The sequence below is a fragment of the Ammoniphilus sp. YIM 78166 genome (assembly GCF_004522215.1).
Classification (GTDB): Bacteria; Bacillota; Bacilli; order Aneurinibacillales; family RAOX-1; genus YIM-78166.
Genome location: NZ_SDLR01000008.1, coordinates 169,712 through 194,169 on the forward strand (window position 1 = coordinate 169,712; position 24,458 = coordinate 194,169).

24 protein-coding genes are annotated in these 24,458 nt (G+C 44.2%); 23 read left to right on the forward strand and 1 reads right to left on the reverse strand.

What is annotated here, in order from left to right; translation table 11 throughout:
* Positions 1 to 16: 16 nt before the first annotated feature.
* Positions 17 to 835: an endonuclease/exonuclease/phosphatase family protein gene (locus EIZ58_RS27995; protein ID WP_134704278.1), complete on the reverse strand. Its 819-nt coding sequence runs from the start codon at positions 833 to 835 to the stop codon at positions 17 to 19.
* A gap of 157 nt (positions 836 to 992) precedes the next feature.
* On the opposite strand from EIZ58_RS27995, the gene EIZ58_RS28000 reads away from it, so the two are divergent.
* The 23 genes from EIZ58_RS28000 to EIZ58_RS28115 all read left to right on the forward strand — a co-directional run bounded on the left by EIZ58_RS28000 (position 993) and on the right by EIZ58_RS28115 (position 24,077).
* Positions 993 to 1,349: a DUF4260 family protein gene (locus tag EIZ58_RS28000; protein WP_134704279.1), complete on the forward strand. Its 357-nt coding sequence runs from the start codon at positions 993 to 995 to the stop codon at positions 1,347 to 1,349.
* Between the two features lie 31 nt (positions 1,350 to 1,380).
* A complete protein-coding gene (refZ, locus tag EIZ58_RS28005) occupies positions 1,381 to 2,010 on the forward strand; it encodes a forespore capture DNA-binding protein RefZ (RefSeq protein WP_167578013.1) in 630 nt (209 codons plus the stop codon).
* A 112-nt stretch (positions 2,011 to 2,122) separates the two neighbouring features.
* Positions 2,123 to 4,285, forward strand: a complete 2,163-nt coding sequence (locus EIZ58_RS28010; RefSeq protein WP_167578014.1) for a septation ring formation regulator EzrA — start codon at positions 2,123 to 2,125, stop codon at positions 4,283 to 4,285.
* Positions 4,286 to 4,451: 166 nt separating this feature from the next.
* On the forward strand, positions 4,452 to 5,069 hold the full coding sequence (locus EIZ58_RS28015; RefSeq protein WP_134704282.1) for an RraA family protein: 618 nt from the start codon (positions 4,452 to 4,454) through the stop codon (positions 5,067 to 5,069).
* 158 nt (positions 5,070 to 5,227) lie between these two features.
* Positions 5,228 to 6,511, forward strand: a complete 1,284-nt coding sequence (gene aceA, locus EIZ58_RS28020; protein WP_205672375.1) for an isocitrate lyase — start codon at positions 5,228 to 5,230, stop codon at positions 6,509 to 6,511.
* Between the two features lie 382 nt (positions 6,512 to 6,893).
* On the forward strand, positions 6,894 to 7,721 hold the full coding sequence (locus tag EIZ58_RS28025; protein ID WP_134704283.1) for an electron transfer flavoprotein subunit beta/FixA family protein: 828 nt from the start codon (positions 6,894 to 6,896) through the stop codon (positions 7,719 to 7,721).
* Between the two features lie 6 nt (positions 7,722 to 7,727).
* Positions 7,728 to 8,753, forward strand: a complete 1,026-nt coding sequence (locus EIZ58_RS28030; RefSeq protein ID WP_134704309.1) for an electron transfer flavoprotein subunit alpha/FixB family protein — start codon at positions 7,728 to 7,730, stop codon at positions 8,751 to 8,753.
* Positions 8,746 to 10,044, forward strand: coding sequence for an FAD-dependent oxidoreductase (locus EIZ58_RS28035; RefSeq protein ID WP_134704284.1), 1,299 nt, complete (start codon positions 8,746 to 8,748; stop codon positions 10,042 to 10,044). Before EIZ58_RS28030 ends, EIZ58_RS28035 begins: the two co-directional genes overlap by 8 nt.
* Positions 10,026 to 10,340, forward strand: coding sequence for a ferredoxin family protein (locus EIZ58_RS28040; protein ID WP_134704310.1), 315 nt, complete (start codon positions 10,026 to 10,028; stop codon positions 10,338 to 10,340). The genes EIZ58_RS28035 and EIZ58_RS28040 overlap by 19 nt, the downstream gene beginning before the upstream one ends.
* A 734-nt stretch (positions 10,341 to 11,074) precedes the next feature.
* Positions 11,075 to 11,257 carry an H-type small acid-soluble spore protein gene (locus tag EIZ58_RS28050; RefSeq protein WP_134704286.1) on the forward strand — a complete coding sequence of 61 codons (183 nt, stop codon included), beginning with the start codon at positions 11,075 to 11,077 and terminating at the stop codon, positions 11,255 to 11,257.
* A gap of 194 nt (positions 11,258 to 11,451) precedes the next feature.
* Positions 11,452 to 12,192 carry a 3-oxoacyl-ACP reductase FabG gene (gene fabG / locus EIZ58_RS28055; protein ID WP_134704287.1) on the forward strand — a complete coding sequence of 247 codons (741 nt, stop codon included), beginning with the start codon at positions 11,452 to 11,454 and terminating at the stop codon, positions 12,190 to 12,192.
* Positions 12,182 to 12,499, forward strand: coding sequence for a DUF1540 domain-containing protein (locus EIZ58_RS28060; RefSeq protein ID WP_370297824.1), 318 nt, complete (start codon positions 12,182 to 12,184; stop codon positions 12,497 to 12,499). Before fabG ends, EIZ58_RS28060 begins: the two co-directional genes overlap by 11 nt.
* Positions 12,500 to 12,616: 117 nt before the next feature.
* The gene (locus tag EIZ58_RS28065) at positions 12,617 to 12,934 is read left to right on the forward strand and encodes a DUF4190 domain-containing protein (protein WP_134704288.1); all 318 of its coding nucleotides are present in this window, start codon (positions 12,617 to 12,619) and stop codon (positions 12,932 to 12,934) included.
* A 181-nt stretch (positions 12,935 to 13,115) separates the two neighbouring features.
* A complete protein-coding gene (locus EIZ58_RS28070; RefSeq protein ID WP_134704289.1) occupies positions 13,116 to 13,886 on the forward strand; it encodes an ABC transporter ATP-binding protein in 771 nt (256 codons plus the stop codon).
* A gap of 56 nt (positions 13,887 to 13,942) precedes the next feature.
* A complete protein-coding gene (locus tag EIZ58_RS28075) occupies positions 13,943 to 15,847 on the forward strand; it encodes an AMP-binding protein (protein ID WP_134704290.1) in 1,905 nt (634 codons plus the stop codon).
* Positions 15,847 to 16,731, forward strand: coding sequence for a branched-chain amino acid ABC transporter permease (locus EIZ58_RS28080; protein WP_134704291.1), 885 nt, complete (start codon positions 15,847 to 15,849; stop codon positions 16,729 to 16,731). The genes EIZ58_RS28075 and EIZ58_RS28080 overlap by 1 nt, the downstream gene beginning before the upstream one ends.
* An 8-nt stretch (positions 16,732 to 16,739) precedes the next feature.
* Positions 16,740 to 17,807, forward strand: coding sequence for a branched-chain amino acid ABC transporter permease (locus EIZ58_RS28085; protein ID WP_134704292.1), 1,068 nt, complete (start codon positions 16,740 to 16,742; stop codon positions 17,805 to 17,807).
* Positions 17,808 to 17,880: 73 nt separating this feature from the next.
* Entirely contained in the window at positions 17,881 to 19,128 is a 1,248-nt protein-coding gene (locus tag EIZ58_RS28090; RefSeq protein WP_134704293.1) for an ABC transporter substrate-binding protein, read from the forward strand.
* Positions 19,129 to 19,221: 93 nt separating this feature from the next.
* Positions 19,222 to 20,010: an ABC transporter ATP-binding protein gene (locus tag EIZ58_RS28095; protein WP_134704294.1), complete on the forward strand. Its 789-nt coding sequence runs from the start codon at positions 19,222 to 19,224 to the stop codon at positions 20,008 to 20,010.
* Positions 20,010 to 21,191 (forward strand): phenylacetate--CoA ligase family protein, encoded by a 1,182-nt coding sequence (locus EIZ58_RS28100; RefSeq protein ID WP_134704295.1) that lies wholly within the window; start codon positions 20,010 to 20,012, stop codon positions 21,189 to 21,191. Before EIZ58_RS28095 ends, EIZ58_RS28100 begins: the two co-directional genes overlap by 1 nt.
* Before the next feature lie 95 nt (positions 21,192 to 21,286).
* Positions 21,287 to 22,417: a CaiB/BaiF CoA transferase family protein gene (locus EIZ58_RS28105; protein ID WP_167578015.1), complete on the forward strand. Its 1,131-nt coding sequence runs from the start codon at positions 21,287 to 21,289 to the stop codon at positions 22,415 to 22,417.
* A 65-nt stretch (positions 22,418 to 22,482) separates the two neighbouring features.
* Positions 22,483 to 22,887, forward strand: a complete 405-nt coding sequence (locus EIZ58_RS28110) for a thiol-disulfide oxidoreductase DCC family protein (protein WP_134704297.1) — start codon at positions 22,483 to 22,485, stop codon at positions 22,885 to 22,887.
* A gap of 92 nt (positions 22,888 to 22,979) precedes the next feature.
* Positions 22,980 to 24,077: a site-2 protease family protein gene (locus EIZ58_RS28115; protein WP_134704298.1), complete on the forward strand. Its 1,098-nt coding sequence runs from the start codon at positions 22,980 to 22,982 to the stop codon at positions 24,075 to 24,077.
* Positions 24,078 to 24,458 lie beyond the last annotated feature (381 nt).

Below are 24,458 nucleotides of genomic sequence, written 5' to 3' on the forward strand. Positions count from 1 at the left end.
CACCCGTCTGGGTGGCTTATTCCATTGGGCTGTGTAAAATTAACGAGTACATCAGAGGATGGTGATCGGAAATAAGGGAGGCTTCCGAAAATACGTTCTCAAATATGAAGTTAGGTGAATGAAAGATGTAATCAATCTGTACATCTTTATCGTGGTGTCTATAAGTGGTAACTTGAAGTTGTTGCTCAAATACAGGATCTATATATTGACTGCGGATAAATTCCATGGAGGTCTCCATTGGCTTCGCATTAAAATCACCCAAAAGAATCTTAGGACCGGTTGTTTTAGACATCATCGTAGTGAGGGTGTTAATTTGCTCTGTCCTTTCGTGGTAGTTTAAGCCTAAATGCGTAGCGTACACATCAATGCTCTGTGTACCCCTGCGAATCTGAGCCCGCAGCACTCCTCTCTTTTCTAAACGACTGGGGAGGGCGGTGTATTCATATTCAGTGATTGGAAACTTACTGAGGATAGCGCTTCCATAAGAGCCGATAACGAAGTTGATATTAGGAATGAAGACATAATTCATTTCTAACTGAACACCCAACTGCTTGGCTTGATTCTGAAAGTGAGTTCGAGGCAAGCGGTAATCAATTTCTTGGAGAGCGATGATATCTGGGTCCATGGATCTAATTTGGCTGATGACCGTACTTAGGTCCACCTGACCATCGAAGGAACGTGCACCTCTAATGTTATAAGTCATGACCTTCAAGGGCTGAACCTCGTCAAGCTCATAATCAAATAGATTGCTGATGAAACAAAGGCTGGATGATAGATATAGCGGGAGAATGAAGGAAAGTGTGGTGAGAAAAATCAGCGACGTTGTTTTTTTCATGTTTCTCCCCTGTGGCAAGTTTATTTAATTTTAGAATAACAAATTAACTGAATCATTTAAAGTATTAGTTTTATTGTAAAATATAGAAAAAAAGTTAAAATTTCTATGTACTCTCGGCGGTAAAATCGAATACAATATAGGGAAGGAGGTGAAAAAAATGGAAAGGGTTCTATATCGGTTGGAAAACGCTTTCATAATGGTGGTTGCCTTTTATGTGTTTTTGATTTACGGTACAACTTGGACGGGATTTCTGTTTTTTCTAGCTATGCCTAAGCTGATACACCTACTTCCGGTTTCATGGCTCAGGAATAAAGCCTACGAATGGGTTCATCGTGTAGTCGTCTCTTTGCTCCATTCCTATTCCATTGCCCTGGTTGTAGCCCTTTTTACCTTCTTGTTTATGGATCTAGTCCTTTGGTCACTATTAGGATGGATCGTTCACATCGCGATTGATAGAGTGATAAAATATAGAGAAAAGGACGTCCCGCATCCGTTATTCCAAATTAGAGGATAAATCGGACTACTATATAAGGGGGATTTTCATCGTGAGCAAAACAGCTAATCGTACGAAAGTACATATTGTCCGTGCAGCGGTTGAGCTTTTTTCCATCCAGGGGTTTGGTGGTACGTCAATAAGAGAGATATCAGAAGTTGCGAAGGTAAACGCTGCATTAATCAGTTATCACTTTAAGAATAAGCAAGGGATCTTAGAGTGGATTATGATCGATTATTTTGAGAGGCTTTTTAAGGAATTAGAGTCTCGTAAAGGTGGACAGGCAGTAGAGGACGTCGTTTTTTCGGAACTCATGGAAGCGGTAGATATCGTAATCCAATACCAATGTAGAAACCTCGAGGTTTCAAGAATCATTCAACGGGAGTTAAGCGTAGATTCCATGCTTGTACGGGAAGTGATGAGCACTTATATAACAAGATTGAAGTCATACTTTGCCCATTATCTAGAGCGGGGCATCGATAGCGGTTTTTTCAGAGGAGATGTAGATGTCGACATGCAACTTATCCACATGATGAGCAGTATATTTTTTCCTTACTTCAACCCCCAAATTATTCGAGAAGTTTTCTATGTTGAACCCCTTGACGACAACTATCGCCAAAAATACGTTAGTCATTTGTCGAAAATTTGGCTGATTCAATTAAAAAATGATGAAATATGTTGAAAAAAGTTTCTGGTCAAGCAGGAACTTTTTTTGTTTGAGAAGAATTAATCAAAGATCTGAATTCATTTGATTAAGGAGAATCACCCCCATGGTTTCAATAATACGAAAATCCTTGATATTACTATATACAAGTATGGTTATTCTTACGAGTATTGCAGGTGCTGAGACCTTCCCGGAAAAAACAGACGCAGTGGTCCAGGACCATGAAAGCGTAATGGATCCATCCCAGGTCAAACAACTGGGTGATATTGTTGTAAAGTTGCCCGAGAAATATAAGATTGTAATCATTCCGGCTACTGAAGAGCTTTCCACATCTGAGTATGCAGAACAGCTTTTTCAAACCTATGGTATGGCCAATGATGAGATGCTGCTTGTATTTAATAAGCAGAAAGAAGAGTTAGCAGCCCATGCTGGTGCTTTCTTCACGTCAAAAGGATTGACGGAAGAGGGTGTTGCTAACACCATTGATCATTTTTGGGCGCCTTATGCCAAGCAAAAATCCTATATGACGGGTCTCTCCACCGTTGTACAGCAATTTAGTGATACGATCCAGAATGGTTCTACACCTTCAGCTTCTCCTGAGGAAGGAGAAACAGAAGGGTCTTCCTGGATGATTACGGTATTATTAATCATAGCCGTTTTAGTATCGTTCGGAGCATACGCTTATTGGCAACGAAAGAAGTTAAACACGGAAATGGACGAAATCGAAGTCTGGATGGATACCATTGAAGAAAAGGTAAAAAACTTAAAAGTGGACCCGGTAAAAGGCAAGGCTAAGTCTCCAGGATTTAATTTGGCCGAACGAATTCGCAAAGATTCCCTACCTGCGGCGGAGTTTAGCTTGCTTGAAGCAGAGTCTATGTCTGAGCGATTTCGGTTTAGGAAGGCAGCTTACCATATTCAACAGACAAAGGATTTATTAGCCCATATTGACCACGAGATTGGTCAAGTTCAAAGTAAACTATTCCAAAACAAGATAGCGGAAGAAGAATGCTCCAGACTGGTAGAAGAGATTAAGAAAACCTGTACCTTAGTAGAGCGAAAGCTAGACGAAGCTCGCTTGCATTATGGATTGACCTTTTATGAGCTTCGCACCAAGCACGAACAAATTGAAAATTGGATTCAAGCCATGCCTCAGGAAATTGAAGGAGACGCACCCGTTTTCCTTAACCAGCTAAAAGAGAAAAAACAGATCCTTCTTGATAGCCTAAGCGACGTAGATCGCTTTCCGAAGCTGAAGCAAGAGGTGGCTGTGGCACTAGACCGTGAGCTTAATCAACTGCGAGATGGAATCAAAGAGATGCTGGAGCATGGCTATGTCATCCCCCAAGAACACTTTGAAGACCATCTGACCGAGCTGGAGAGTGAGCTTACTACTCTTCAGAATATGTTAGACGAAGGCAGGATTGAGGGGCTGTCAGCTAAGGTAGATGAAGTGAAGTCCCAGATCGATTCGGTTTATGATCTGATGGAAGAGATCGTAACGAAAAAGGGCATGATTGAGCATTTAATCACAGAGATCCCGCCAATCTTGGAAACGCTAGATCAGGAACGCAAGCAACTTAAAGATGAATTAGAGGAGCTATCCCTTAGATATCGTGTTCAAGAAGGTGCCATCTTTAACTATTATGTGGAACTGCAAAAGGTTTGCAAAGATTCAGCAGACCAGTTGTTTATGGTAAGACAACTGGACGGAGGCAATGACTTAGAATTAATCCAAGCTGCGGACTCGTTGGCTGCTGTTCAAGAAGAGATGGAAGAATTAATCAACTTAAGAGAGCAAGCCTATGAAGAGTTAGAAGAGCTTCGCAAGGGAGAATTTGAAGCGAAGGATATTGTGATCAACCTGCATGGAGAGATCGTTAGAGTAGAGCAGCAAATTCGAAGAGCCAATCTGCCTGGAATTCCTAGCCGTTTAGAAGAAATGATCGAGGAAGGTAAAAAATCCTTATTCGAGATCGAAATGTCATTAAACGAAGTCCCTCTTGAACTTCAGCGCGTGAATAACCTGGTTCGAGCAGCCGAAGAATCTACTTCACAGCTTGTTGACTTTGCGGAAAACGTATTTAGGTTTAGCAAGATGGCTGAAGAGAAAATTCAACTGACGAATCGTTATAGAAGTTCATTGCGAGAGGTAAATGAAATGTTGATGGAAGCGGAGCAAGCGTTTCGCAGCGGGGATTATGAACTCGCTTATTCATTGGCCGAACAAGCTTACGGCCATGCAGAGACCTATTCAGAAGGCTTAAGTCGTCTGATTAGGAGAAAGAAATAAAAAAACCGTTGAAGGACTCTCCAAAAATGGAGAGTCCTTTTTTGAATGCATGAATATTTTTCTGAAAACGTGTATATAGCTTTACAGGTTGACGATTTCAGGATTCTGTTATAATCTTTAGTTACATAATACCAACTGTATTATTACAGAGTTAGGGGGATAGACAGTGAAAAATTGGCTAGAAAGACTCGCTTCCTTACCAGCCACGAGTATCTCAGATGCTATGGATGGCAGCAATAACATGGAGGTTGGCATTAAGCCACTAAGCCCAGAACAGCGGCTGGTGGGTAAAGCTTTTACCGTACAGCTTAGAGCTGCAGATAACCTTCTTATCCAGAAGGCGATCAAAGATGCTGAAGTAGGGGATGTTTTGGTGATTGACGTAAAAGGGCATGCGCAACATGCTGTGTGCGGGGACTTTGTAGTGGGGATGGCACAGACAATGGGATTAGCCGGAATGGTGATTGATGGCGTGGTCCGCGATAGCATGGGGATTAAACAATTAAATTTCCCGATTTTCTGTAAGGGAACTACACTCGCAGCAAGCGGGAAAGGTGGAGCAGGGGCTCTGCAGGTGCCCATTTCATGTGGTGGAGCTACCGTTCACCCAGGAGATGTGATCGTAGCAGATGCGGACGGAGTAGTGGTCATCCCTAAAGATCAGGTAGGAACTATTACCCTTAAGGCAGAGCAAAAGGTTCAAAAGGACGAAGAGAGGGAGCGTGCGGTTTTAAAAAGCCCGGAATCAGTCCGTGCATTTATTCAAAAACAATTAGGCACCTAATACAGTCGTCTGTAAAAAAATGGTTGTTAATAAATCAGGCATCTGTTATAATACAATTAATTTAATCTAATCTGTTACACAATAGTCATCCTTGCATACATTAGTTAGCATAAATAACCTAACCCATGGAAAAAGAGAACATTCATAAGGGAGGAACGATGGATATGACAAGGAGAGAAGAAATCCTACAAGTCGAGGAAAGCTGGAAAGCGGATCGCTGGAAGGGGATTGAAAGAGGATATTCAGCGGAGGACGTTGTGCGTTTAAGGGGATCAGTTCAAATAGAGCATACCTTGGCCCGATTGGGAGCGGAGCGTCTTTGGGAGCTTATGCATAAAGAAAATTATATTAATGCTTTAGGAGCATTAACGGGGAATCAAGCGGTCCAACAGGTAAAAGCGGGATTAAAGGCCATCTACCTCAGTGGTTGGCAAGTGGCAGCCGATGCCAATCTAGCAGGACACATGTATCCCGATCAAAGTTTATATCCAGCCAATAGTGTGCCGCAGGTCGTAAAAAGGATAAATCAAGCATTGCAACGAGCTGATCAAATTCAGCATTCGGAAGGCAAAGGGGATACTTACTGGTTTGCTCCTATAGTAGCAGATGCGGAGGCTGGCTTCGGTGGGCCACTTAATGTCTTTGAATTAATGAAAGGGATGATAGAAGCAGGAGCTGCCGGCGTTCATTTTGAAGATCAATTAGCCTCTGAGAAAAAGTGTGGACATATGGGTGGAAAGGTCTTAATCCCTACCCAGGCGGCTGTAAGGAACTTGATTTCGGCACGTCTAGCGGCGGACGTAATGGGTGTGCCAACCGTGATTATCGCAAGAACTGATGCAAATGCAGCGAACCTGATAACAAGTGATGCAGATCCATACGATCATGCTTTTATAACGGGTGAACGTACGGTAGAAGGCTTCTACCGGACTAAGGCAGGTCTAGATCAGGCGATTGCCCGCGGATTAGCGTACGCTCCTTATGCAGACTTGATTTGGTGCGAAACATCAGAGCCTAACCTTGAGGAAGCCAGAAGGTTTGCAGCGGCTATCCATAAGGAATATCCAGGTAAGCTGTTAGCATACAACTGCTCTCCATCCTTTAACTGGAAGAAAAAGCTGGATGATAAAACGATTGCTAACTTCCAAAAAGAACTTGGAAAAATGGGCTATAAATTCCAATTCGTTACGCTTGCTGGATTCCATTCCTTGAACTACGGCATGTTTGAGTTGGCTAGAGGGTATAAAGACCGCGGCATGGCCGCATACTCAGAGCTTCAACAAGCGGAGTTTGCAAGCGAGGTCCATGGCTATACGGCGACAAGGCATCAACGTGAAGTAGGGACAGGATATTTTGATGAAGTCTCCCAAGTGATCGCTGGAGGAAATTCTTCTACGACCGCGTTGAAGGGGTCAACGGAAGAAGAACAATTCTCTTCCTAACTAGTAAACGGGCATCCTTATAGGGTGCCTTCTTTTACTGTTTAAGAAAGTTTAAGTTCACTAAAGTATTAAAGTGAACGAACTTTTCTTAAACGCATCAACCCTGAAAATACTTCAATAGAAATTTTTTATTTACGTAGGGTTTAAGAATGTAAAAGGACACTTTTATCAAAAAATGTTGAATAAAATATTTAGAATATTCATATACACTATAAGTATGAGGCTGTATAATAGTTATATAAAAGCTTCCACAAAAACCATTTATTGTAATACAGTTACAACTTATGTTGTGAAAGTTGTCACAACGTGAGCCAAGTTATTCATGCTTTGGTCAGTGGAATGTGGTGAGGAATCTTCGAATAGGAAAGGGAGGGAATGAAACATGCACATCCTGGTCTGTATCAAGCAAGTGCCTGATACGAAAATCATCAAGGTTGATCCTAAAACTAATACGCTGGATCGCAGAGGAGTCCCAGCTATCCTGAACCCGTACGATGCCCATGCTGTGGAAGAAGCAGTGCGACTAAAGCAAAAGTATGGAGGAACCATCAGCGTATTAACGATGGGACCGCCGCAAGCCGTGGCCGCCATAAAAAAGTGCATCCAAATTGGGGCAGATGAAGGCTATATGATTTCGGATCGGGCTTTTGCGGGAGCGGATACTTTGGCTACAAGTTATGCTTTAACCAAAGCGATCGAGAAATTATCGAAGCAACAGCCTGTGGACCTAATCCTTACAGGGAAGATGACCATTGACGGTGATACTGGGCAGGTAGGACCAGGGATTGCACGCAGGCTAGATATCCCTCCTTTAACTTCTGTGAAAAAGATTGAAGCGGTTAATGAATCAGGAAAAGAAATTATTGTTCATCGTAAGATTCCAGATGGCTACGAAGTCATTCAGGCAACTCTGCCCTGTCTTTTAGCGGTGGAAAAAGAAATTAACGAGGTATCCTATTCGCCTCTTCCTAATATGATTCGTGCTGCTCGCTACCAACCAACGATATGGTCCGTTAATGATCTAGAAGATGTAGACCGGACGCAGCTAGGGTTAAAAGGTTCTCCTACTATTGTAGGTAAAATGTTCAGTCCCCCTAAACCGGAAGGTGGGAAAAAGATTGAAGGAACATCTGATCAACAGGTAAGAGAGGTTATTGAGATCTTACTAAAAGAAAAGAGAGAACTTTTTGCGGTTAAGGGGGGAGCGTAAATGGCGATCAAACTCGAGGATTACAAAGGGATATGGGTTTACATTGAACAAAATGAGGGAGAAATCGCTGGTGTATCCTTGGAACTATTAGGTGCCGGGCGAAAGATGGCAGATAAGCGCGGGGTTGAATTAGGGGGTGTGTTACTGGGGCATCAAGTTAAATCTCTGGCTCCAACTATTTTTGAGTACGGTGCTGACAAGATCTACGTCATTGACGATCCCATATTAAAGGACTACCGCTCAGAAACCTACCGAGTTGGGTTTGTTTCCCTCGTTAATAAGTATAAGCCAGAAATTGTGCTCTATGGGGCTACATCCAATGGAAAAGATCTAGCGAGCGCTGCGGCTACAGATTTAGAGACCGGACTTACGGCTGATACAACGATGTTAGATGTTGATGTAGAAACGGGTTTACTGGAAGCGAGCAGGCCGGCCTTTGGTGGAAATATTATGGCGACGATCTTATGTAAGAAGCATCGACCTCAAATGGCCACGGTTCGATCCAAGGTCATGAAGGCGATGGAACCAGTTAAAGGCCGCCGTGGAGAGATTATCGAAGAGAAAATCTTCATGAAAGAAGAACAAGTCCGCACGAAGGTGCTTCAAATTGTAAAGGACGTCGGGAAAAAAATAAAGCTGGATGAAGCGCACATTATTGTCGCGGGAGGCAAAGGACTGAAGGATGAAAAAGGGTTTCAGCTTTGCCACCAGCTAGCTGAAGTTCTGGGGGCAAGTGTTGGAGCAAGCCGCGATGCGGTAGAAGCGGGCTGGATAGATCATGCTCATCAAGTAGGACAGACAGGAACCACGGTCACGCCAAAGATCTACTTTGCCATCGGCATATCTGGTGCTGTACAGCATATTGTGGGGATGCAAAATTCCGAGTACATCATCGCCATTAATTCCGATCCCAATGCCCCTATCTTTGGAGTCGCAACTTACGGAATTGTAGGAGATGCCTTTGAAATCGTTCCTAAGTTAATAGAGCAATTCTCTAAAGTTAAGCAAGGGGGGGAATTGATGTATGGCTAATGAGAAATTTGATATGATCGTGGTAGGGGCTGGACCTGCGGGGGCATCTTGTGCCCTAACGGCAGCACAGGCGGGCCTGAAAGTATTGCTCATTGAGAGAGGGGAGTACCCTGGCGCCAAGAATGTCATGGGTGGGGTTTTGTATCGCAAGCAGATGGAGGAAGTAGTACCTGAGTTCTGGAAGGAAGCGCCTCTGGAAAGGCCTGTAGTCGAGCAAAGATTCTGGGTCTTAGGCGAAGAGTCTTTATTTAACGTTGGGTATAAAGGGATGGAATGGAGCAGGGAGCCTTATAACAATTTTACTGTGCTGCGTGCCAAGTTCGACCAGTGGTTTGCCAATAAAGCCGTGGAAGCGGGAGCTCTCTTGATAACCGAAACGGTTGTACTGGAGTGTATCGTGGAAGATAATCGAGTGGTTGGCGTCAGAACGGACCGCCCTGATGGTGAGGTGTACGCAGACGTTGTCGTCTTGTGTGATGGGGTGAATTCCCTCTTAGGGAAGAAACTAGGCTTCCATAAGGAATTAAGACCCGATGAAGTGGCTCTAGCCGTTATGGAGGTTATGGACCTGCCAGCAGCCAAGATTGAGGAGCGGTTTAATCTGGAGCCGAACCAAGGCTGTACCATTGAGATTTTTGGTGATGCAACCAAAGGGATATTAGGGACGGCATTCCTTTATACCAATAAGGATAGCATTAATATTGGGGTCGGGACTACTCTTTCCGGTCTAATTAAAGCCAAGATTCGCCCTTATGATTTGTTGGAATATGTTAAAAATCATCAAATGATTAAACCTTACATCAAAGAAGCCAAACCGGCCGAATATGCAGCGCATCTAATCCCAGAGGGGGGGTATCACTCGATTCCAAAGATTGTTGGAAACGGGGTAATTCTCTGTGGAGATGCAGCCCAACTGGTTAATGCCATTCACCGTGAAGGATCCAATATGGCCATGACATCTGGCCGTTTGGCAGCGGAAACGGTAGCCCTGGCGAAACAAGCCAATGATTTTTCCGAAAATATGTTAGATACTTATCGAACGAAGTTGATGGATAGCTTTGTCGGGCAAGATCTTAAAAAATACAAGGATGTCACGCATACCTTTGAAAGTTTCCCTCAGTATTTTAAAGACTATATGCCAATGGTTAATAAGGCGGCGAGTGACTTCTTTACTGTAGATGGAACGCCAAAGAGAGAAAAGCAAAAGAAAATCCTAGCTTCTTTTACGGAAGGAAGAGGAAAGTGGCAGACGTTTCAAGACATCTATCGAGCATGGAAGGTGATGAAATAATGAGCCTAGTGCCAAAGACGGATTCATTGGAGCAAAAACAGTATAGCATTCGTTTTAAATGCGATACGCAGAGTCATTTGCATGTGTTGGATTACGATACCTGCGCCACGAAGTGCCCTGAGAAGCTCTGTACGGTGTTCTGCCCAGCCGAGGTCTATAAGTGGGAAGGGATTCGCATGCAGGTGGGTTATGAGGGCTGCCATGAGTGTGGAAGCTGTCGAATTGGGTGCCCGCACGAAAATATCAAGTGGGAGTATCCCAAGGGCGGGCATGGGATTGTGTTTAGGTTGGCGTAGAGTGTGGGTGGTGAAAAGCACCTCGGGATGGGGTGCTTTTTGGCGTGAGCGGGAGGGGAAGAAGGGTACCCAATGTAGGCCCGCCGAAGCGCGAATCCGGGCACCAAAACCCTTGTTTGATGCCCTCCAAACCCGCCGAAGTCCGAATCCGGGCATCAAAGCCCTCGTTTGATGCCCTTCAAACCTGCTGAAGCTCGGATCCGGGCACCAAAACCCTCGTTTGATGCCCTTCAAACCCGGTATTGGTAGATACTTTGGCCAGACCCGCTATCGCTGACTAGGATATTGTCAAAGAAAAAAGCAGAGGATAACATAACCCTCGGCTACAGCCGTTTACCTGGAACAGATCTGTAACTAGAGGTTTTTTGTGTTAAGGCTTGGCGCCCGCCAAGCAATCCTCTATTTAGGATCAAATTTTAAACAGCTCTGTCCGGAAGATTGAAAGACAACTAGCGAAGGCAACTGAGTGGACTTAAATTGAAAATATTTGCAACCTCGGGGGTTGTTCTTATCCCATGTAACAAAGTAGTACTTGCATTTCATGCAGTTTATCCGTTTAGAATCCATAAAGCAGGTTGCCTCCTAAGGGTTACCTCTTAAGCTCGTTCGCCAAGTTGATTATACCTTGGATTAAAGAAATAGGTAAAGGATGAGAATTTTAGGTATATAAATCCAAAAATAGAAAAAAATAAAGGACATCATGTGAATAATTACAATTTGGGGAGTGAGTCAAAATGGATTTAAACCGTGCACAGCAAATTATTGAAGCAGAAGAAACGATCGACGTTCAAGTAGAAGGAATGTCTGTATGGATAGAGGGGATTGATGCTCAAAGCAAGACAGCTAGGGTACATCCGGAAGGTGAGCCTGAAAACAAACGAACAGTAGCCATCGCAGACCTTCAAGAAATGCACTAAGTTACAGTGGGTGCCCATCCTCATTTATTAGGGGTGGGTACCCACTTTTTTTTTTTTTGCCCTGATGTCCCATAGGTGATAAAAGTCGGTATCGACTAATAGACTATATTAAAAGTTAAACGCTAGTAACTAATCACAGCTTTAAACCCACTACATATACCTATTCTAAATAAACATTTAGAGGAGGATGGAGCATGAGATTAAAGGAACAGGTTTCCATAATCACGGGTGGCGGAAGTGGACTGGGAAAAGAAGCAAGTCTGTTATTTGCTCAGGAAGGTTCAGCCATTGCTGTATGGGATATCAATCAGGAGCAGGGAGAAGAAACCGTTCAGCAGATAAGAGAAAAAGGCGGTCGTGCAAAGTTTTATAAGGTAGACGTGGGTGAAGATGGACTGGTGCAGGAGTCTGTTGAGCAAGTCATTCAGGATTTTGGAAAAGTGGATATCTTAATCAATAATGCAGGGATTACTCGCGATGCTATGCTGCATAAAATGACCACTCAGCAATGGAATCAAGTGATTAGAATTAACTTGAGCGGCGTATTCCACTGTACACATGCCGTTGTGCCTTACATGAGGGAAAAAGAATATGGAAGAATTATTAATACCTCCTCCGTGGTTGGAGTTTATGGCAATATGGGTCAGACCAATTATGCAGCTGCCAAGTCTGGCGTAATTGCAATGACTAAGACGTGGGCTAAAGAATTAGGTCCAAAAGGAATTAATGTAAACGCTGTAGCCCCTGGCTTTATTAAGACTCCGATGACAGAGGCAGTACCTGAAAAGATCCTTCAGATGATGGAGAGTAAAGTTCCACTGAAGCGTTTAGGAGAAGCAAAGGATATTGCAAATGCCTATTTATTTCTAGCCTCTCCTGAGTCGGCCTATGTAAATGGCTGTGTTCTCAATGTGGATGGAGGGCTTGTACTATAACTTTTTAGGGTCACCTCCTTTTTTTAAGCTTCCCTTAACTTCATGTGAATGCATCCAATCGAACAAGGGAACGATAGAAGTGGAGGTGATAGAAATGCCAAATGTAGAAGTTAAATGCTCAGTATCGAACTGCTCTTACTATGCTGAAGGAAACAATTGCGCGGCTCCTGCTATCATGGTTGAAGTTGACCGTCATGCCCACTATAACGAAGAAATGGGTAATGAATTGGGAATTCAAACCGAACATAAGGACCGCGCGACCAATTCGGCAGAAACCTGCTGTCGTACTTTTAGGCCAAAACAGTAAATCTGTATTATAACACCTGACGAAGATATCGTCAGGTGTTTTCCTTTTTTTCGACAACATATTCTATGATCAATAAACCAATCCTACTAGTACCCTATTTATAAAAGGGGGAACAGAATGCCAAAGAACAAAGAGAGCTTCAACGGTACAAGAGCTTATGAAGAGGAAACTGCTTCCGAATTGACGCCGAATTTCGATGCCCCTGAGAGGGAGGAAATTCAAGAGTTCACGGGCAGCGGTACCGCTTTTGGCATTATCGGCTTGGTGCTATCCTTGTTATCTCTGTTTACCTTACCCTTCGTTCTTTCCTTGATTGGTATTGCAGCAGGATTTATGGCCAACCGCAGAGGGGCTAGGGGTCTGGGAAAATGGGCCATTGGAGTAGGGATCATTTCCATGGTAGGGGCTATGCTGTTCGCTCCGTTTGTAGGGTAACGATGAGAAGCTCCTTTTTGGGGCTTCTCTATTCTTTGTATGTAAATAAAAGCGTAGAATTTTGCAAAAAAATACGTTTGAAATAATTTAGAATATTTAGTTGACGAGGCGCAACTGGCAAATATATAATGTTGACAACGCTTACAAGATAACAAATAAAATTTGTTAGGGGGGAAACTGAGTGAAGATCCTGGAAATTGAAGATCTCTCTCTACACTTTGGTGGAGTTGCGGCGCTGTCAAAGGTTGGATTTCACGTGGAGAAAGGAGAAATCTTTTCCATTATAGGGCCGAATGGCGCAGGAAAAACAAGTATGTTAAATTGCATTAGCGGCTTATATCATCCATCCCAAGGATCTATTCGATTTAATGGGCAAGACATAACACAGATGAAGCCTTATAAAAGAGCAGAATTAGGAATTGCAAGAGCCTTCCAAAATATCGAATTGTTTAAGCACATGACAGTTTTGGACAATTTAATGCTTGGACGGTTTGTTCGCATGAAAACAGGAATTCTGGCAGGCGGACTTTTCTGGGGTGCGGCTCAAAAAGAAGAAGTCGAGCATCGCAGAGCGGTAGAGGAAATTATTGATTTCCTAGAAATACAAGATATTCGCAACAAGCCGGTAGGAACACTGTCCTATGGTCTTCAGAAACGAGTGGAAATGGGCAGAGCCCTTGCCTTAGATCCGGAATTGTTGCTTCTCGATGAACCGATGGCGGGGATGAATACCGAAGAAAAGGAAGATATGGCTCGTTTCGTTCTTGATATCCATGAGGAAAAGAAGACAACGATCGTATTAATTGAGCACGATATGGGTGTCATTATGGATTTATCTAATCATATTGTGGTTTTGGATTTTGGTAGGTTGATCGGGTTTGGTACACCTGAAGAAATTCAAAAAAATCCAAAGGTCATCGAAGCTTACCTTGGCGAAGAACATGCAAGCTAGTTTTATTTAATTTATACAAACGAACGAATAATGGCCTTTTAGTCGGGAGGAAGAACATGGAGAATAGAACCCTGCCACAGTTACTAAGAGATAAAGTGAGTCAAATGGGGACTCGAGTAGCTCTTAGGGAAAAGGACTTTGGAATTTGGAATGAGTATACGTGGGAATCTTTTTATCAGCTGGTTAAGAAGTTTGGAGTGGGTTTGCATTCATTAGGGTTGGCTCGTGGCGAAGCATTGGCAATCATCGGAGACAATCGGCCAGAGTGGGTTGTTTCTGAACTGAGCGCTCAGTCAATTGGAGGGATTTCAGTAGGTATCTACCAAGATTCATTGCCAAACGAGGTCTCTTACATACTGAATCACTGTCATGCTCGGTTTGTAGTTGTAGAGGATCAAGAGCAGGTTGATAAGATACTAGAAGTGGAGGACGAGCTGAAGCAAGTCGAAAAAATCATCTACTACGATCCTAAGGGAATGAGGGACTATACTCATCCTAAGCTCATGTATTTTGAAGACGTCTTGAAGCTAGGTGAAAAAGAAGAACCCAAAAAACCAGGATGGTTTGAACAACAGATCGAGTTAGGAAGTTTAGACGATATCGCCATTCTCTCTTACACCTCGGGAACAACGGGAAAGCCAAAGGGAGCCATGCTTAGTCACCGGAATCTTGTAAGTATGGGTAATAACCTTATGGAAATGGATCCGTTAAAGGTTGGGGATGAATATCTTTCTTTTCTCCCTTTAGCATGGATCGGAGAGCAAATGATGTCTGTTTCCTCTTTTCTCGTAATCGGGTTTACCATAAACTTTCCGGAGGAACCAACGACAACGCAGCAGAACTTGCGAGAAATTGGGCCGCATGTGATGTTTTCTCCTCCTCGAATCTGGGAGGATATGGTGTCGAAGGTGCAGGTACGAATTCAAGATGCTGGCTGGTTAAAGCGAAAAGCCTATGATGTTTTCAAAAAGATTGGAGACAAAGTGGCCGATGCTCATTTTGAAGGTAAACCGATCCCGACCCTGACGAAGGTACTGTATATGCTTGGAGATTATCTCGTATTTAGTGCTCTAAAGGATCATCTTGGACTTCTGCGGTTAAAGCGAGCTTATACTGGAGGAGCTGCCCTAGGTCCTGACGTCTTCCGCTTTTTCCATAGCATGGGGGTCAATCTGAAGCAAATCTACGGTCAAACCGAAGTGGCCGGAATTGCAATTGTACATCGGGATGGCGATATCAAGTTCGACAGTGTGGGCGTTCCCATACCGGGAACGAAGATAAAAATCTCAGAGGAAGGTGAGATCCTTATCCACAGTCCAAGCGTATTTGTAGGCTATTTCGAAAACGAGAAGGCTACAGCGGAAACGATCCATGATTCTTGGCTTCATACAGGAGATGCAGGATACCTAGATGATGCAGGACATCTGTATGTCATTGACCGTCTCAAGGATGTTATTCGTCTTGAGAGTGGAGAAATGTTTTCCCCACAGTTTATTGAGAACAAGCTAAAGTTCAGCCCGTACATTCAAGAAGCTGTGGCTATTGGAAAGGATAGAGAGTATGTCACTGCGATACTTAACATTGACATGGGGAATGTAGGTCGCTGGGCTGAGGAAAATCAAATCGCCTATACCACCTATACCGACTTATCTGCCAAACCGGAAGTATTGGAGCTGATCCAAAGAGAAGTAACGGAAATTAATTATGGACTCCCGGATAAAGCGAAGATTAGAAAGTTCGTTCTTCTGTGGAAAGAGCTCGACGCTGATGATGAAGAACTAACGAGAACCAAGAAAATCAGAAGAGGGTTCATCATTGAAAAGTATAAAGAGGTAATCGACGGAATGTACTCCGTCCACAGTGAGATTAGTGTGGAAGGGAAGATCCGTTACAGAGATGGCAAAGAACAGGTTATCAATACGCGTCTTCGCATCATGATGACCGATGGGGAGGTGGCTTAATGGACTTTTTTCTGCAATTAGCCGTTAGTGGGCTCGTTATTGGATCTGTGTATTCACTCGTGGCTCTAGGCTTTGTCTTAATCTATAAATCCAGTGATGCGATTAACATGGCCCAAGGTGAATTTTTGCTCGTAGGGACCTACATTTGTTTGACCCTCATTACAACGTATAATGTTCCATTCATTCCCGCGTTGCTGCTCACCCTCGTGTTTAGTGCGGCTTTAGGCTTCCTGATCGAACGCTTAGTCTTAAGGCCATTCATTGGCGAGCCCGTCATCTCTATGATTATGGCAACGATTGGGCTTGCGAGCTTAATGGCTGGTATTATCCATGTGATCTGGGGATTCGAAACCCGCGTATATCCGCCCATTTTCTCACAGGAACCAATAAAATTTGGAGCTATCGTCATTTCTCCGATTTACTTATGGTCTCTCGTCATTGTTCTCGTGCTGCTTGTCCTGTTTACTCTCTTCTTTAAGTTTTCGAAGATGGGTGTGGCCATGCGAGCAACGGCAGATGATCAACAAGCAGCTTTATCCATGGGAATTAGCGTAAAGGCCGTATTTGCTATTACCTGGGCCATTTCAGCCATCGTATCTTCCGTTGGGGGAGTCCTGCTAGGGAATATCAACGGGGTCAATTCTTCTCTTGCTTTGATCGGCTTAAAGGTATTGCCAGTTGCGTTGCTGGGAGGGCTTGATAGTATTCCCGGTGCCATTGTCGGAGGGTTTATTATCGGTTTACTTGAAAGCTTAGCCGGCGGATATCTAGATCCATTAGTAGGCGGAGGATTAAAGGATGTTGTTCCATTTTTTGTCTTAGTCCTCATTCTGATGTTTAAGCCTTATGGATTGTTTGGAAAGCGCGAAATAGAAAGGGTGTGACGAACAGAATGCGAAATCCTTTTGTTATGGAGTGTGGAGAGTTTCACGTTAACTATAAGCAGGAAACGGCCATTTACAAGATTGCCAGAGTGCGCCGCAGGGTTATGATCATTCTTGCTTTCTTCGCCGCATTCCCGCTCATATTTGGGGATTATTATGTAGGCCTGGCCACGCTATGCGGCATTGCCGCGGTTGGGGCGATCGGTCTTAATATTCTTACTGGATTTACCGGACAGATCCATATTGGGGTAGGTGCATTTTTAGGAGTTGGAGGATATGCCTCAGCGATCATTACCACCAAGCTTGGGATGCCCTTTTGGATTGCCTTGCCGATTGCAGGTTTAATCACGGCAGCCGTTGGTGCCTTATTCGGAATTCCGTCGCTGCGATTAAAAGGGCTCTACCTAGCAATGGCGACTTTAGCCGCTCAGGTTATCATCTTGTTTGTCATTAGCAGATGGGACAGTGTCACCGGCGGGACTGCGGGAATTATCCTTTCTCGTCCTAGCATTTTCGGATTTACCTTTGCTTCCGAAACAAGCTACTATTACTTAACCATGATTGTTTTATTCCTTACGGCTCTCTTTACGATGAACTTGTTCCGGTCTCGAATGGGCCGAGCGTTCGTGGCGGTGCGAGATCGCGACGTAGCAGCGGAAGTAATGGGTATTGACTTGTTTAAGACGAAGCTAATGTCTTTTGCTGTGAGTTCTTTCTTTGTGGGCGTAGCAGGATGCCTCATGGGCCATTACACCATGGTTGTAAGTCCCGAGCTATACAGCATCAGCGTTTCGATTGAATATCTGGCGATGATCTTGATAGGCGGCTTGGGCAGTGTCATGGGTTCGATTTATGGTGCGGTCTTCATTACGATGCTTCCTGTATTTTTGAGGATGATCATGGAAGTGCTGGGAACCTACTTCCCGGGTTTAGAAGGTGTGTTTGTAGGATTCAGAGAGGTAATCTTCGGTGCGATTATCATTCTCTTCTTGATCTATGAGCCAGATGGTATCGCCAAGATGTGGAAAAATCTTAAAAATTACTTTAAGTTATGGCCTTTCTCTTACAATCGATAAGCTTACATAGCTCTAGAGGCTGGGTAAGAGAAGTTCATGAATAAAATTCAAATCAAAATGGGGGAAACAAAAAATGAAGAAAATGTGGAAGAAGTTAGGCTTGAGCGCTGCAACACTTTCCCTGGCATTAGGTTTAGCCGCATGCGGCGGAGGCAACAACAGCAGTGCTCCTGCTACAGGTGGAGATGCCAAACCTGCCGACACGGCGGGTAAGCCAGCAGAAGCTCAGCCTAAAGGAACGATAAAGCTTGGTGGATTATTCGATATTACAGGGGGAACAGGGGATGTGGGTGCTCCTTATGCGGATGGCGAGAAGGCGTATGTTGAGTACATCAACAGTAAAGGCGGAGTGAACGGCTACAAAATTGAGTTAATCGGTGAGGATTATGCCTATAAAATTCCTGAAGCACAAAAACTCTACACGAAGTTTAAATCAAAGGATCAAGTGTCTGCAATCTTGGGTTGGGGAACAGGCGACACCGAAGCTCTACGTCAGCAAGTAGCAGCCGATAAGCTTCCATTCGTTTCTGCAGCTTACTCCGAAAATTTAAAAAACATTAATGAAAGCCCATACAATTTCTTGGCTGCTGCCACCTATTCAGACCAAGCAAGAACTTCTATTAAGTGGATAAAGGATAACTGGAAGGGTTCCGGCAATCCCAAATTAGCATTAATCTATAACGATACTCCATTTGGTAAGTCCCCGATTCAAGATGCAAAAGACTATGCAGCTAAAATCGGTGTGGATGTTGTCGATGAGCAAGTCGTTGACTTAAAGGCTCTTGACGCTACATCCCAGCTGTTAAACCTTCAAAAGACCAATCCAGACTTTGCGATTATTCAGCAAACATGGGGAGCAACGGCAACCGTTTTGAAGGATGCTAAGAAGCTTGGCTTAAAAACTCAATTTATCGGCTTAAACTGGGCTGCAGGGGAAGGTTTATTGCCAATCGCTGGTGATGCAGCGGAAGGGTTCATCGGGGTCGTAACACACGCGTTCCCGTATGAGGATCTTCCTGGTATGGCAGAAGTTAAAGAATATTTAGATAGCAAAGGGCAAAAGTTGGAGGACAAAAACCAAAAGTTCATTCAAGGATGGGTTACAACCAAGATCATGATGGAAGGTATTCGTGCAGCTGGGGATAACGTAACCGGCGAAGGTATTCGTAAAGGGCTTGAAACGATTAACAACTTAGACCTAGGCGGTTTGGCTGCTCCCGTTTCTTTCTCTGCAGATAACCATGCAGGTACAAACCAAATTCGTTTAGCGCAAGTAAAGAATGGCAAGTTTGAAATCATTACCGACTATATCGGGCACTAGGATCAAAAGGAGGAAAGGGTTGCTTGAATGGACGGCAGGCAACCTTTTCTCTTCATTACTAAGAGTTTTAATGTTGAGGGGAGGAGAAACACATTGCTGACGTTAAATAATGTGGAAGTAATGTACGATAAGGTGATACTCGCCTTAAAAGGAATGTCTATGCAAGTACCTAAAGGGAAGATTACAGCTCTTCTTGGAAGCAACGGTGCAGGAAAAAGTACGACCCTCAAGGCCATCTCAGGGCTTCTAAAAAGTGAGAACGGTCAGGTAACGGATGGATATATTGAATTTGAAGGTAAAAAGATTGATGGAAATGACCCAGAAATCATTGTGCGTGAAGGAATCTTTCAATGTATGGAAGGACGCCGCGTATTCAAGCATTTAACAGTGGAAGATAACTTGATTGCTGGAGCCCACACAAGGAAGGATCGTTCAAATCTGAAGCAGGATATCGAACGGGTGTATACATACTTCCCCAAACTAAAGATGTTAAAAGGAAGAACAGCGGGTTATCTGTCAGGCGGGGAACAGCAGATGCTGGCGATCGGCCGCGGTATGATGGCAAAACCCAAGGTGCTGCTTTTGGATGAGCCATCTTTAGGGATTGCTCCTCTTCTCGTAAAGGAGATCTTTAGCATTATTAAGCAAATTAATCAGCAGGAAGGTACAACGATTCTTGTTGTTGAGCAAAATGCCAACGTCGCTCTTTCCATAGCGGACTATGGTTATATTATGGAAAACGGAAGAATCGTATTGGAAGGAGATGTTGCCTCACTTCTGTCCAACGCAGATGTTAGGGAGTTCTACTTAGGAATGAAGGACGCTGGCCGAAAGAGCTTCCGCGATATTAAGCATTATAAACGCAGAAAGCGGTGGATGTAATGAAGGAGCATCTTCTACAAGAAGTGATCAAATATGCCTACGACCATTCGCCAGGTTGGAGGAAAAGGTTGGACGAAGCGGGAATTTCCGCAGGGGACATAGAGGAAGAAGAAGACTTGTCTAAAATTCCGGTTCTTCGCAAGGAACAGCTACCTTCTATTCAAAAGGAATCCTTGCCTTTTGGCAACCTGACTACTCTTGAAGCCCAGCGTATGATTCGGATCTTTATGTCTCCAGGTCCCATTTATGATCCCCAGGCTGAGGAAGGGGACTTTTGGCGATTTGGAGAAGCGCTGCAAGCTGCGGGATTTGGACCTGGTGATATTGTTCAGAATACCTTTTCCTACCACCTTTCACCTGCTGGCTTTATGTTTGATTCTGCCTTAAGGTCTTTAGGTTGTACGGTAATCCCAGCTGGCGTAGGGAACACCGATCTTCAATTGCAGCTGATGCAAGAATGTGCGGTTACAGGCTATGTCGGAACCCCGAGCTTCCTGGCCACTTTGTTGTCCAGGGCCGAAGAAAATGGATTAAATATTCAGGAAAGCTTTCGCCTGGAAAAAGCCTTCTTCACAGCGGAAATGCTGCCGCCTAGCCTGCGAAAGCAACTAGAAGGTTATGGGATCCAAGTTTCTGAAGGCTATGGAACAGCCGATATTGGATGCATTGCCTATCAAGTGGATAAAGAGCCTGGCTTGAAGGTGAGAGAGTCATTATTTCTGCAGATTTGTGACCCGGAAACAGGCTTGCCTATTTGTAATTCGGACGTAGGAGAAATCGTGGTTACGTTGCTCGATAAGCCTTATCCTCTTATCCGATTCGGGACAGGAGATTTATCGAAGTGGGTGGAAGGAAGGGAAGGAGAACGAATAGCTGGGGTACTTGGCCGGGTAGGAGATGGGGTTAAGGTCAGAGGCATGTTTGTCCATCACCAGCAAATGGCGAAAGTCATGAACACCTATCCGGAGATCGAATATTTTCAAGTGCTTGTTACTAGAGAAGGCATACGTGACATCCTGAAGGTCCGTTTAGAATCACACCATGATTCAAACTCTTTTAAGGAGCTTCTCACCAAGAGGCTTGTGGAAGCGATCAGGGTTACTCCTGATGTAGAAGTTGTGCCCGTCGGGACCATTGATCGCGGTGAAAAACAGCTGCTAGATTTACGGAAATGGGCTTAATATTTATAGCCGGAGATCAGGCTGCTATTCTTTTATTAGTATAGTACCTGGTTATCTGGCTTTTTATGTTAATACAGAGAAAAGGGAGAGCGGTTATGCTCAGAGGATTAAAAGTACTGGATTTATCAAGATACTTGCCCGGACCTTTTGCTAGTTTAAGAATGGCAGAAATGGGAGCCGAAGTGATTAAAGTGGAGACTCTTCCTTATGGCGATCCAGCTAGGTCCTTAATTGAAAGCACGGAGCTTTTGTATGAGATTTGTAACCGAGGAAAGAAAAGTGTGAGTCTGAATCTCAGAAGTCCGAAGGGCGTAGAACTTGTACAAAGACTGATGGTGAAAGCAGATGTAGTGCTAGAAAGCTACCGTCCAGGAGTCGCAGAGGAGATCGGATTAGGCTATCATAAAGCCAAAGAGTTAAATCCGAGAGTGATCTATTGCTCCTTAAGTGGGTTCGGTCAGGAGGGTTCTCTTGCCCAAATGGGAAGCCATGATATCAATTATATGGCACTTAGCGGTCTACTTTATGGTTTTCATGCGTCGAGTGGTCAGACTCCTTTAATCCCTGATTGCACGGTTGCCGATCTTGCAGGTGGAATGGCTGCAGTCGAGGGGATTCTTGCCGCCTATATTCAATGCTTGCAAACGGGAAAAGGAGCCTATCTCGACATTGCCATCACCGATGTGTTGGCCTCTTGGCAGCTTGTTAATGCAGGGATGAACGTGCACTCTTCTAGCTTTCAATCATTAGGAGGAATGCTTCGCCAAGCAGTGAGCTACCAGATCTATGAGACTAAAGATGGCCGTCACATGGCGCTTGGCGCTCTTGAGGAAAAGTTTTGGTTAAATTTCTGTAAGGCAGTGGGCAAAGAAGACTGGATTGCGCATCATCAGGCCCCGGCTCATGCTAGTAATCCCATTTACGAGGAAATGCAAAAGCTTTTCAGGAGTCAAGATTTTGAGTATTGGAGCCAACTTTCCGTTGGATTAGATGCTTGTTTAACACCCGTTATCTCCACTTCAGAGGTGTTCTGTAGTGATTATGTAAGGGAGCGTGGTTTGAGGAATGAAGACTTTCTCCGAACATCCATCCGTACATCCAATCTCAGTCCTGCACCTAGATTAGGCCAGCACACGCAAGAGATACTCAGTCAGTGGCTAGATCTCGATAGGGATCAAATCAAATTGCTGTTAGAGGAGAAAGTAATTCAGAGCGTCGATTCATAAAGAATCACGCTTTTTTGTTTTGTTTAGGTGTATGATGGAATAGGTGAGAAAGGAGAGGATAGTTCATGGGTCCACTTATTTTATTCGATGGCATTTGCAACTTCTGCAATAGCTCGGTTAACTTTATTATCCGTCATGACACCAAGAAGAAATTTAAGTTTGCTCCTTTGCAATCGGAAATCGGACAACAATATCTTGCTGCGTTTTCTCTTGATTCTAAGCTTGACTCCCTTATTCTTATAGACGAGGGAAGGTGTTATATAGAATCCGACGCTGTGTTAAGGATTAGTAAACATTTGGATGGTCTATATAAAGCGCTCTATATTTTCATATACATACCCAAAAGCTGGCGTAATTTTTTATATCGATCGTTTGCAAGAAGACGTTACCAGCTTTTTGGAAAACAGGAGTATTGTATGTTTCCCACCCCAGAAATAAAGGAGAGATTTATCCATAGTGAGCAAGATTAGTAAGAGAGAAGGCCACACTATAAAAGGCAAAATGGATTCATTTTTGATAAAATGTTCTTAATGGAATTGGAGTAGCGTTGAAGGAGGTAGACATGGATCATACGAATAAGAAAAAATCTCCTGGTGGTTGGAAATCATTTGGCGGAATATTTGCTTTCCTTGTATTGTTTGGAGGGAAACTGTTGCCGCTGCTTAAATTAGGAAAATTTGGCGGAACCATTTGGAGTATGGCTCTAATGATAGGGGCTTATGCCGTTATTTATCCCTGGACCTTTGCTTTAGGCATTGTGGTTATGATTTTTATTCATGAAATGGGGCATGTGGCGGCCGCCAAGCGAAGAGGAATTCCAGTTACGGCTCCGGCGTTCATCCCCTTTGTCGGAGCGTTGATTACGCTAAAAAAACAACCGGTGGATGCAGAGACGGAAGCCTATTTAGCTTTTGGCGGTCCGTTGGTCGGGACTATTGGTGCGTTAGGAGCATTAGGACTAGGAACCATGCTCGAATCTCCTGCCATCATATCGGTTGCCCAAGTTGGCTTTTTTCTTAATCTGATTAATTTGATACCGGTTCATCCCTTGGATGGAGGAAGAATTGTAACAGCGATTTCACGCTGGTTCTGGGTCATTGGCTTAGTTGGAGGCCTTATTGTGATTATTTATTTTAAGGCTATCATTTTCCTTATTTTCTGGGCGATGTTCGCATGGGAGCTCTACAAAAAATATGTAAGGAAAGATTATGAAAAAGAAAAGAGAATGGAGGCCAAAGTAACGGTGTCTGTTCCCCTCGACCGATTTGAGGCTTACGGCATGCCCATACCTGCCGAATCTCATCAGAGAGAGTTGAGCTTCCGTCAAGCTTGCGATCTTCAGCTGCGTGAAGAGTTTTGCCATCTCTATTATCCAGGGGTAGGTCGAATGGCTTCGATCCCTTTTGAACATGGCTTGGTGGAAAAAGCGCGCTTGCTGGGAACCAAAGCAGAAGATGGAAACCTGTCCATGACGGTTCAATTATCCTATTTGGCTTATCCTGAAACCCAATCTCCGATGATTCAAGATGAGACCTATTACCAAGTTTCAAGTCGTACCCGCTGGACCTACGGAGTAGCTTATATCGGACTGGCTGTTTTCTTGGGGTGGATGATGATGGTTACGTATTCGATGTTTACTCCGCCGCCGTTGGTGGGGTAGGAGGAGAAAGGGGGAGCCGGGGATCGGGGCACCTAAGCCGCTGCTTGATGCCCTCTAAGGCTGTTGAGGCTGGGATCAGGGAATCAAAGCTGCCGTTTGATGCCCTCAAACCCAGCCGAAGTCCAGATTAAGGCATCAAAGCCGCCGTTTGATGCTCTCAAATCCAGCCGAGGCCCGGATCAGGGAATCAAATCTGCTATTTGATGCACTCGAAGGCTGCCGAAGCCGGGATCAGGGAATCAAAGCTACCGTTTGATTCCCTCAAACCTCGCCGCAGCCCGGATCAAGGCATCAAAGCCCCCGTTAGATGCCCTCAAACCCAGCCGAAGCCCGGATCAGGGCATCAAACCCACTGTTTGATGCCCTTAAATCCAGCCGAGG